At 34.7% G+C, this 1,766-nt stretch carries 2 protein-coding genes and 2 tRNA genes; 3 read left to right on the top strand and 1 reads right to left on the bottom strand.

Annotation, left to right across the window (positions count from 1 at the left end):
* Positions 1-253: 253 nt before the first annotated feature.
* Positions 254-326, bottom strand: a tRNA-Gly gene (locus tag HET73_RS07265).
* Between the two features lie 143 nt (positions 327-469).
* On the opposite strand from HET73_RS07265, the gene HET73_RS07270 reads away from it, so the two are divergent.
* From HET73_RS07270 to HET73_RS07280, 3 genes are all read left to right on the top strand, one after another.
* Entirely contained in the window at positions 470-1,090 is a 621-nt protein-coding gene (locus tag HET73_RS07270; RefSeq protein WP_174133487.1) for a ribonuclease D, read from the top strand.
* Between the two features lie 101 nt (positions 1,091-1,191).
* On the top strand, positions 1,192-1,518 hold the full coding sequence (trxA, locus tag HET73_RS07275; protein ID WP_174133486.1) for a thioredoxin: 327 nt from the start codon (positions 1,192-1,194) through the stop codon (positions 1,516-1,518).
* A 39-nt stretch (positions 1,519-1,557) separates the two neighbouring features.
* Positions 1,558-1,631 (top strand) — tRNA-Ile (locus tag HET73_RS07280).
* The last annotated feature ends 135 nt before the right edge of the window (positions 1,632-1,766 follow it).

Raw genomic sequence — 1,766 nt, forward strand, 5'->3', positions numbered from 1 at the left:
AAGAAATTTTTACCTACTATGTGATAATATTTTGTGTAGTGCAACATATTTTTCATAAAAAAATAACCATTTGTGACCTTACCCGGAAAAAGCGGTAAAAAAGTGTCTTCTACAAAAAGTAGAATGTAAAAAAATGATTCTATTCAGGGTATAAAACTATCATAAGTTTTCCTGTTATTTCCAAATGAACTAGCATTAACTCTTTGATATATCGCTAAAAAGTAATTTTTTACAGAGTGGAGTTGAAAAAGAGAGCGGGAGAAGGGGTTCGAACCCTCGACCTCAACCTTGGCAAGGTTGCGTTCTACCAACTGAACTACTCCCGCAGTTAACCTGAATTTACTTCTTGATTATAGGCAAATACAACAATTTGTAAACCCCACGCATACTAAAAATGTAAGGTTATATATTTGTGTACTTAAAGCTTGCTTTCAATTACTATTAACCTTTTGTTATTCCACAGAACCTTATGGGAATATTTTTACATCAAGACGACTTGCCAACTAGCTCAATACCAGATAACGTAAGGTCTATAGCTGTTGATACAGAGGCAATGGGGCTGCTTCATGGCAGAGATAGATTGTGCCTTGTACAGCTCTCTTTTAACGACGGCAATGCTCACTTAGTTCAATTCAAAAACGATTATACAGCTCCAAATTTAAGAAAAATATTGGGGGATGAAAATATAACCAAAATATTTCACTTTGCACGGTTTGATGTTAGCATAATACGTTATTATTTGGAAACTTGGGCATTTCCATGCTATTGTACTAAAATAGCTTCACGTCTGGTTCGTACCTATACCGATAACCATAGCTTAAAAGAATTGTGCTTAGAGCTACTTGATACAAAATTAAATAAGCAGCAGCAATCTTCTGACTGGGGAAATGAAAATTTAACGGACAAGCAAAAAAGCTACGCTGCATCTGATGTTTTATATCTTCATAAAATAAGAGAAAAGCTAGATTTAATGCTAGAACGTGAAAACAGAAAAGAGTTGGCACAAAAATGCTTTGAATTTCTTCCTACTCGTGTTGAATTGGATTTAACGGGATGGGAAAATGTGGATATCTTTAATCATCAGATGTAATAGAAGTTTTTTAAAATACTTAACTCCAGCTCTTTAGCAAGAATTTAGTTGATTAGTTACCAGTCAATGTGCTATATTGCACAAATTGAGTTGGGTATTTTATGAATGGCGATATTACATTAGTAAATGATCAAAATTTTAAGTCTGAAGTTACTGATTACAAAGGGTTTGTGCTGGTAGACTTTTGGGCAGAGTGGTGTGGACCATGTAAAACTCTAATGCCGCGCATTGAACAGTTAGCTAAAGATAAAAAAGGCAAGATCAAAATCTGCAAGTTCAATATAGATGAAGGAACTGAAGTACCAGGTGAATATGGAATTCAATCCGTACCAACTTTAATCATATTTCAAGATGGTAAGGAGATTGTGCGTAAAATTGGTGCGATAAATGATTTGTCAGATTGGGTCGATAGCGAAATAAGCCAATAGACAAATTTGTTTTTATATGTATCATAAATATTAATGAAGGGGATTGTAGCTCAGTTGGTTAGAGCAGTTCGCTCATAACGAATTGGTCGTAGGTTCGAGTCCTACCAATCCCATCGATTGTGCTAGTTCTAGTGTATATACAATATTCCCATAAATATCCTAGCACCATTTGGCTAACTCAGGTATCTGTTCCCTAATATTTATAGCTAACCCAAGAAAGGTTTACCTGAATGCTGAAAGATAAAATC

The sequence above is a fragment of the Wolbachia endosymbiont of Atemnus politus genome (genome assembly GCF_013309895.1).

Bases quoted from the DNA above. Each gene is read 5' to 3' on its own strand.
- HET73_RS07270 (WP_174133487.1), top strand. From the start codon at position 470: ATGGGAATATTTTTACATCAAGACGACTTGCCAACTAGCTCAATACCA.
- trxA (WP_174133486.1), top strand. From the start codon at position 1,192: ATGAATGGCGATATTACATTAGTAAATGATCAAAATTTTAAGTCTGAA.